At 54.6% G+C, this 6,602-nt stretch carries 10 protein-coding genes; 4 read left to right on the top strand and 6 right to left on the bottom strand.

The features are described 5' to 3' along the window. Positions 1–104: 104 nt before the first annotated feature. Positions 105–446 (bottom strand): DUF4368 domain-containing protein, encoded by a 342-nt coding sequence (locus Q0063_RS10260; RefSeq protein ID WP_297871879.1) that lies wholly within the window; start codon positions 444–446, stop codon positions 105–107. 25 nt (positions 447–471) lie between these two features. On the opposite strand from Q0063_RS10260, the gene Q0063_RS14770 reads away from it, so the two are divergent. The 3 genes from Q0063_RS14770 (at position 472) to Q0063_RS14760 (ending at position 1,461) form a co-directional block, all read left to right on the top strand. Further along, positions 472–597, top strand: coding sequence for a helix-turn-helix domain-containing protein (locus Q0063_RS14770; RefSeq protein WP_367180365.1), 126 nt, complete (start codon positions 472–474; stop codon positions 595–597). Between the two features lie 272 nt (positions 598–869). Continuing rightward, complete coding sequence (locus Q0063_RS14765) at positions 870–1,064, top strand: IS3 family transposase (RefSeq protein WP_367180364.1); 195 nt, start codon at positions 870–872, stop codon at positions 1,062–1,064. 82 nt (positions 1,065–1,146) lie between these two features. Further along, positions 1,147–1,461: an integrase core domain-containing protein gene (locus Q0063_RS14760; RefSeq protein WP_367180363.1), complete on the top strand. Its 315-nt coding sequence runs from the start codon at positions 1,147–1,149 to the stop codon at positions 1,459–1,461. Positions 1,462–1,834: 373 nt separating this feature from the next. On the opposite strand, the gene Q0063_RS10255 is transcribed toward Q0063_RS14760, so the two are convergent. Beyond that, positions 1,835–2,239 (bottom strand): iron chaperone, encoded by a 405-nt coding sequence (locus Q0063_RS10255; protein WP_297871881.1) that lies wholly within the window; start codon positions 2,237–2,239, stop codon positions 1,835–1,837. A 322-nt stretch (positions 2,240–2,561) separates the two neighbouring features. Between Q0063_RS10255 and Q0063_RS10250 the strand changes: the two genes are divergently transcribed. Then, positions 2,562–3,266 (top strand): hypothetical protein, encoded by a 705-nt coding sequence (locus Q0063_RS10250; RefSeq protein ID WP_297871878.1) that lies wholly within the window; start codon positions 2,562–2,564, stop codon positions 3,264–3,266. A 563-nt stretch (positions 3,267–3,829) separates the two neighbouring features. On the opposite strand, the gene Q0063_RS10245 is transcribed toward Q0063_RS10250, so the two are convergent. Genes Q0063_RS10245 through Q0063_RS10230 form a run of 4 tightly spaced genes read right to left on the bottom strand, consistent with a single transcriptional unit; the run spans position 3,830 to position 6,500 of the window. After that, the gene (locus Q0063_RS10245) at positions 3,830–4,090 is read right to left on the bottom strand and encodes an HPr family phosphocarrier protein (RefSeq protein ID WP_297871877.1); all 261 of its coding nucleotides are present in this window, start codon (positions 4,088–4,090) and stop codon (positions 3,830–3,832) included. 32 nt (positions 4,091–4,122) lie between these two features. Continuing rightward, positions 4,123–4,839, bottom strand: a complete 717-nt coding sequence (locus tag Q0063_RS10240) for an HAD family phosphatase (protein ID WP_297871876.1) — start codon at positions 4,837–4,839, stop codon at positions 4,123–4,125. Continuing rightward, positions 4,790–6,133, bottom strand: a complete 1,344-nt coding sequence (locus Q0063_RS10235; protein ID WP_297871875.1) for a glucose-6-phosphate isomerase — start codon at positions 6,131–6,133, stop codon at positions 4,790–4,792. The genes Q0063_RS10240 and Q0063_RS10235 overlap by 50 nt, the downstream gene beginning before the upstream one ends. 4 nt (positions 6,134–6,137) lie before the next feature. Beyond that, entirely contained in the window at positions 6,138–6,500 is a 363-nt protein-coding gene (locus Q0063_RS10230; RefSeq protein WP_297871874.1) for a PTS glucitol/sorbitol transporter subunit IIA, read from the bottom strand. Between the last annotated feature and the right edge of the window lie 102 nt (positions 6,501–6,602).

Genomic DNA, 6,602 nt, shown 5'->3' with positions numbered 1-6,602 from the left:
CGAATCATCGCCGCACTTGTTGAAAAGAAGCAAATGCTTCTTTTCAACTGCGGTGGCTATAAAGAAGTTTTCCTGACGGGAGACAGCCGCATGATGCAAGTGTGTCATGCGGCTGTCTCTTTCTCGTACTTACTGTACTCCGGGGACAGATCAATCGCCTCAATGAAAGTGTAGTGTACGTCAATCCGCTGGACACGGTGCCCGCAGGACTTGTCCGGGGCATGAACGACTACCTTCTCCACAAATTCCCGCAGAAGCGCCGGGGTCAGTTCGATGGGGTCGGCGTACTTCTTCACGATTTTCAAAAAGCTCTGGACATTGACGGCCTGAGTTTCAGCGGCATTTGCGATGGCCTGAAGGCTTTCAGCAGACTGCTTTAAGTCTGTCTGTTCCTTCTTATAGCCCTCGGACAGCTTCGCAAACCGTTCTGCGTTCATCTTGCCCATAACGTGATCCTCGTAGAGTCTCTGGATGATAGCGTCCAGTTCGTTGATCCGCCGCTATGAAAAAGGGAAATCCATCAAATCATTAAGTCAAGAACTGAACATATCGCAGAGTACCATCTGCCAATGGCGTAAAACATATTGCCTCACTTAAACGCCAAACCGGACATACACTCTTTCGGAGTTTAATGCCACTTTCAGATGCATTCAGAAGCTGGAGCAAGAGGTGGAGATTATACAGCTTTCAGGATATATTACCCAAGTTCCTACACAAGAGAATCTGGCAACATTTCTTTGGAAAATTCATACAGCGTCCATGAGCTATGCGAGGCTTTAGGCGTACCTCGTGGTACGTTATATAACCATATCTTCTGAAGAGTCGATAAGAATCAATATGAAGCAGAAGCTATTCAGCTTGCACTGAAGGTGAAACAGGTCTTTGACGACGGCGTTCAGCGGTACGGTGCAGAAAAGATCCGCACGGTCTTAGCTTCCAGCGGCATCCATATCAGTAAAAGGTGTATCGCCGCCATAATGCGGGAATTGGGACTACATAGTGTTCGCGTAGATGCTGAGAAACTGCATAAACGGAAACAGCAGCTGAAAAAGAAAACCTGCTGAAAAGAGAGTTTTCAGCTGGTTATAAAAACGTTCAAAGCAGCCTATCAAGAACGTGGTAGACCCGGCAGCCTAACGTTTCATAGTGACCGGGGCAGCCAAGTATATTTCAAAGGCGCTGACCGCTCTTTTTCAGTCATGCGCTGTCAAGCAGTTCTTCTCTGCTTCGGCAAGGCCGCTGGACAATACTGTTGCGGAAGCCTTCTTTTCGACCTTCAAGCGAGAAGAAGCATATCGCCGGGAGTACAGCACTTCCGAAGGAACGTTGAAGCGTAATATACAGTTTTACAATGAAATCCGACCGCATCAGATGCTGAATTACAAGACGCCGCAGGCGTTTGAGGACATTTATTGGGAGCGTTTAACGCAAAAGTGGTGTCCATATGGCGACCTTATGTAAAAATAAAAGTTATGATTTTGAAAGTTTTAGAAGATGCCGCTTGTTCAGTAAAATTCCTAAACCCTAGATGTAGCAATGTATTGAAGAAAAGAAGAACCCCGCTTTTCGAAAAAATAGTTCGAAAAACGAGGCTCACTCAATTCCATACACCTCCAAAGAAAAAACGGGCCGTCCGCCAGATTGGCAGACAGCCCGTCTTTGTTTGAAATTTAGAACCTGTATTCACAGCCGGGGGATGCCGGATGGGCGAGGATCTGTCTCGTCAGACAAGGAGAGCGCCCGCAGCCATACTGACATATGGCAAGGAAAACCGGCGCAGTATGGTAGGAAAAAGACTGGCCAAACGGCGTGCAGCGGTTGTGAATACAGGTTCTTAAATGTGGTACTGCTTCCAGCACCATTTCGCAATCTCTGCGATCAACTCCAGCGGCAGCGGTTCCTGATAGGGAAGCCGTATGGTTCCCTTGCTGGTTTCATATCCGGCCAGCTTATCCCGGAAAGCTGCAACGGCCTCCGGGCCGGGGTAAAGCCCGATATGACGCTTGGACGCGGCGAACTGAATCACGTTCTTCCCGCCCCAAAAGGTTGGCATACTCCAGGAAATCCGTTCCTCCGCGTCGGGGAGAGCGGCGCGGATTGTACCGCGGATGCTCCGCAAAAAGGGCTGTGCGGATTCCTCCTGAAGCGCGATATACTCGTCCATGTTTTTCGGTTTGACACAGTAGTGTCCCTGGCCTTGATTCTTGAACTCCCGTCCGCATTTTGGGCATGTCCACATCATCATCCCTCCTGACGGCATCATACCACGCATTGCGCCCCGTGTCTACTTCATTCCGGAGGGCTTCGCTGCCGTCAAACAGCGGCGCCTGTTCGGCCAAGATACGGCAGCGGCCAAAATCCAGACGGCCAAAGGCTTGCCAACGGAGTTTTTTGCGTCCTGTGGGAAAAAAGGACTCGTCCCTTGACGGTCCGGACAGGCGGAACGAATGTAGCGCACGGATTGTTTTCAGAGGGAAGATGTGCTATACTTGAACTTAAGAGAAAAGCACCCAAAAGCAGGTGAATGCACTTGCTTCTTTTATGTTATGGGGGGAACTTTTATGTGGGACTGGAAGGAAAACGCTGAGTGTTGCTTTTTTACCAATCGCTTAGACAAGCGGCTAAATGAATTTATAAACAGCCAAAAAGAATTTTCAAGCGATGAGGAACGCTGGGAATTTCTTTTCAAAAACGCCTACACATGGAAACGGAAGTATTCGGTTGATTTTGACAGAACAATCTTAGACAGCTTTTTTAGGCAATGGGATATCTACACCTTTTGGGGGACTTTTCCTCTGCCAGCCCCTGCTTTCAATACGCCGGAAGAAACCTTGTATTGGATTCTTTTGACTGGATGGATTTTAACGAGGGAATATGGCAAACCGGAAAGAACCTCTCATTTTCCCAGTGGAGACTTGAATTGGATGTTGCAGAGAGTATTCCAGTATCCGCGAAAAACGTGTACTTGGCTGTATAAGCAACCATTTTTAGATGAACTGAAAAGCATCTATGACCACTCTTATTGCGTTTTTCAGCGTACCAGCGAAAATCCAAATCCCAACTTGTCACAGTCGGAGTGGACGGAAATTGTAAAAAGGCGCGAAAATGAGTATTCTCGATTTCTCAGCTATCACACTTTCTTCCAGGAACATCTGGTACAGCCGCAAATTCTCCGGCTGAATGTGTTCAAGCCCGATAGAAATGTTCGATATTTAATCAAGGAAAACCAATTTGTGTATTACATTCAACTTTCCGATTTTGGATAAGCTTAAAACAGGGCGACGGTGACAGGTCGACGTTCCCGCCGCCCTGCCTGTTACTGCTCCATATCCTGAACCTTGCAGGGGTGTTGCTCCCGCTGCTCCTGCCGTAAGATACCGCAAACGCTCGTTCGGCTTTGCCCGGCCTCGGTCAACAGACTTTTCCCTGATACTTGAAATGGATGTTGGCTTGTTTGATAAGGACCTGCAATCTGAGCGGACCGCCGTCAGACTGTTTGCTCAGCGAGTCCGTCAGGCCGGGCTAACAGGAGCACCCAAAGTCAGCACAGGCGGGCAATCAAACAGCGGACAGGCCATCCCGGTCTGTCCGCCGCATTTTTACTCACATTTCCTACGGACGGAACACGGCTTTTTCAGCGCCGGACCTGCCGCGGAGACCAACGCCCCGCTGGTCTTCCCGGCTCCCCGGGGGCAGCGCGGCCCATGCAAAAAGCACGGCATCAACGAAAAAGACGGCCCAGGAAACCCCGACGTTATGGCGCTGCATAACCCTCCCCCGTATCAGCCCGCAGGGGCAGAACCGAAACCGGCCCTGCCCCTGGGTATGTTTACAGATTTTCCTTGAAAAACGCTTCCATGGCGGCGGCGTTTGCGGCCTCGTCGCCGCCCTCCACCTTGACCGTGACCGTATCGCCGCACTTGACGCCCAGACTCATCACGGCCATCAGCTTTGTAGCGGCGGCGGATTTGCCATCCGCTTTTTCCACTGTCACCACACTGTCCAGCGCCTTGGCCTCTCTGGCCAGCATCCCCGCCGGACGGGCGTGTATTCCAACATGGTCCTGAATGGTGTATGTAAACTGTTTCATGGCGTTCAACTCCTAATCTTGAAGCTTTCCCGTTACAGGAGGCCCTTTTCAATCAGCTTCCTGGCTTCATGCAGACTGGTGCAGACTCTGCTGACCGCCAGACCCTCCGGCGGCGGAACCAAATCCGGCACCATCACGGTGACGCACCCCGCCGCCATGCCGGCCCGGACGCCGTTGAGACTGTCCTCGAAGACATAGCAGTCCCCCGGCGGGCATCCGATTTCCCCGGCGGCCAGGAGGAAAATATCCGGCTCCGGCTTCCCCCGCTCCACCTGCTGGCCGCTGACCACGGCGTCGAAAAAGCGCTCCAGCCCCGCGGCGCGGAGGTTTGACGCAATCCGCTCCCGTCCGCTGCTGCTGGCCACTGCGATGCTCACGCCCCGGGCGCTGAGATAGTCCAGCAGCTCCCCGGCTCCAGGCTTCACCGGAGGTCCCTGTTTTTCCAAAACAGCGTCCACCCGGGCGAGACACCCCGCCTGAAAGGCATACGGGTCCACCGCCGGATAATACCGGCGAATCACCTCCCGCATTCCCTCGCCGCTGGTGCCGCTGACGGCGGAGGGAAACGCCGGGTCGGGAGGCTGGCCGAAAGCTCGGGCCATCTCCACCCAGCTCTCCTGATACAGCCGTTCCGTGTCCAGCAGCAGGCCGTCCATGTCGAAAATCGCGCCCCGTTTCACCGGCGTTCCCCCCTTATCCTCAATCCAGACTCTCCAGCCGTTTTTCCAGCGCTTTCCGGGCTCCATCATACCCCGGCTTGCCCAAAAGCGCAAACATATTTTTCTTGTATGCCTCCACACCCGGCTGATCGAAGGGATTCACGCCGATCATGTAGCCGGAGACCGCAAGGCTCTTCCAGAAGAAGTATACCAGCTCACCGAAGGTGCAGTCGCTGAGCTCGTTCAGGGTAATGACCAGGTTGGGCATGCCGCCGTCCACGTGGGCCAGAAGGGTGCCCTTCATGGCCTTTTCGTTCATCGTCTGCAAGGTCATCCCCGCGGCGAAGTCCAGACCGTCCGCGTTTTCCGGGTCGGCGGGCACCGTGATTTCCCGCCGGGCCCGCTCGACCCAGAGAACCGTCTCAAAAAGGGTTCGGGACCCGTCCTGAATAAACTGGCCGATGGAGTGGAGGTCCGTGGTGAAGCTGGCGGACACCGGGAACAGGCCCTTGCCCTCCTTGCCCTCGGACTCCGCCATCAGCTGCTTGTACCACTCGCCGAACTGGACCAGAGCGGGCTCGTAGCTGGCCAGAATCTCCACCTGCTTGCCCTTCATCAGCATGAGGAACCGGGCAGCCGCGTAAAGCATGGCGTCATTCTGAAGAAGCTCCGGGTTTTGATACCGCTCACAGGCGTCCAGACAGCCCTTCATCACCTGGTCGATGTCCATGCCCCCTGCCGCCATGGGCAGAAGCCCCACGGCGCTGAGGCAGGAGAACCGCCCGCCGATGTCGTCCGGCACCACAAAGGTCTCGTAGCCCTCGGCCTCCGCCAGACCCCGGAGGGCCCCCCTGGCTTTGTCAGTGGTGGCGTAGATGCGTTCCCGGGATCCCTCCTTGCCGTAGCGCTCTTCCAGCTTCGTCTTGAAGATGCGGAAGGCGGCGGCGGGCTCCGTGGTGGTGCCGGACTTGGAGATGACATTGACGGAGAAATCCCGGTCTCCGATGATGTCCAGAAGGTCCGAAATATAGCTGGAACTGAGGTTGTTCCCGGCAAAGTAGACTTCCACGCCCTGGCCTTTTCGCAGCTGGCTGCCGAAAGGACCCTTGGTAAACTCCAGACCCGCCCGGGCCCCCAGGTAGCTGCCGCCGATGCCGATGGACACCAGCACCTGGCTCTGGGCCTGGATGCGCCCGGCGGCGGCCTTGATCCGGGCAAACTCTTCCCGGTCATAGGTGTGGGGCAGGTCCAGCCAGCCCAGCATTTCGTGTCCCTGGCCGGTGCGCTCGGAGAGGAGCATGGAGGCCGTCTCCGCCAGGGGGCGGACGTACTCCAGTTCGTGGTCCCGGAAGCCGGCGTTCTGGATATTCAGCTTGATGGACATGTCCTCACTCCTCCACAATCTGAATGACGGACCCCACGTGCAGCTCCGGCATGGTTCCCTCCACGTAGATGGTGCCCTGGAGGTCCACCTCTGTCTGACCACTGAAGGAGACGGAGCAGTGGCCCAGGCCCGCCAGCGTGACAGGGGCCTCTGCGCCCACGGCGGTGATTCTGTAGGAGACGCCGTCCAGGACCAGCGTCTGCCCCGGGGCAATTCTGCCGTTCACAGGGGTGACGTCCACGTGGTAGCAGTAGTCGGTGATTTCCTCCGGCGCGTTGTCTCCGAACAGGACGAACATATTGGAGTCCTTGAATTCGTCCACGCAGGCGCCCAGGGCCTTGACCTTGTTCTCATAGATAATCTTCATAACAAACCCTTTCTGTCAATTAGGAATGAGGAATGAGAAATCAGGAATTGTGGTTTTGGGACAGGCTTTTCTGTCAAACAGGAATGAGCCGTTTTAAGGCCC

This window comes from uncultured Oscillibacter sp. (assembly GCF_947654275.1).
Lineage (GTDB): Bacteria > Bacillota > Clostridia > Oscillospirales > Oscillospiraceae > Oscillibacter.
This window is presented reverse-complemented; position numbering and strand designations above follow the sequence as displayed.

Excerpts from the sequence above, each read along its gene's own strand:
- Q0063_RS10260 (WP_297871879.1), bottom strand. The coding sequence starts at position 446 with ATGGGCAAGATGAACGCAGAACGGTTTGCGAAGCTGTCCGAGGGCTAT.
- Q0063_RS14770 (WP_367180365.1), top strand. The coding sequence starts at position 472 with ATGATAGCGTCCAGTTCGTTGATCCGCCGCTATGAAAAAGGGAAATCC.
- Q0063_RS10255 (WP_297871881.1), bottom strand. The coding sequence starts at position 2,239 with ATGTGGACATGCCCAAAATGCGGACGGGAGTTCAAGAATCAAGGCCAG.
- Q0063_RS10250 (WP_297871878.1), top strand. The coding sequence starts at position 2,562 with ATGTGGGACTGGAAGGAAAACGCTGAGTGTTGCTTTTTTACCAATCGC.
- Q0063_RS10245 (WP_297871877.1), bottom strand. The coding sequence starts at position 4,090 with ATGAAACAGTTTACATACACCATTCAGGACCATGTTGGAATACACGCC.
- Q0063_RS10240 (WP_297871876.1), bottom strand. The coding sequence starts at position 4,839 with ATGATGGAGCCCGGAAAGCGCTGGAAAAACGGCTGGAGAGTCTGGATT.
- Q0063_RS10235 (WP_297871875.1), bottom strand. The coding sequence starts at position 6,133 with ATGTCCATCAAGCTGAATATCCAGAACGCCGGCTTCCGGGACCACGAA.
- Q0063_RS10230 (WP_297871874.1), bottom strand. The coding sequence starts at position 6,500 with ATGAAGATTATCTATGAGAACAAGGTCAAGGCCCTGGGCGCCTGCGTG.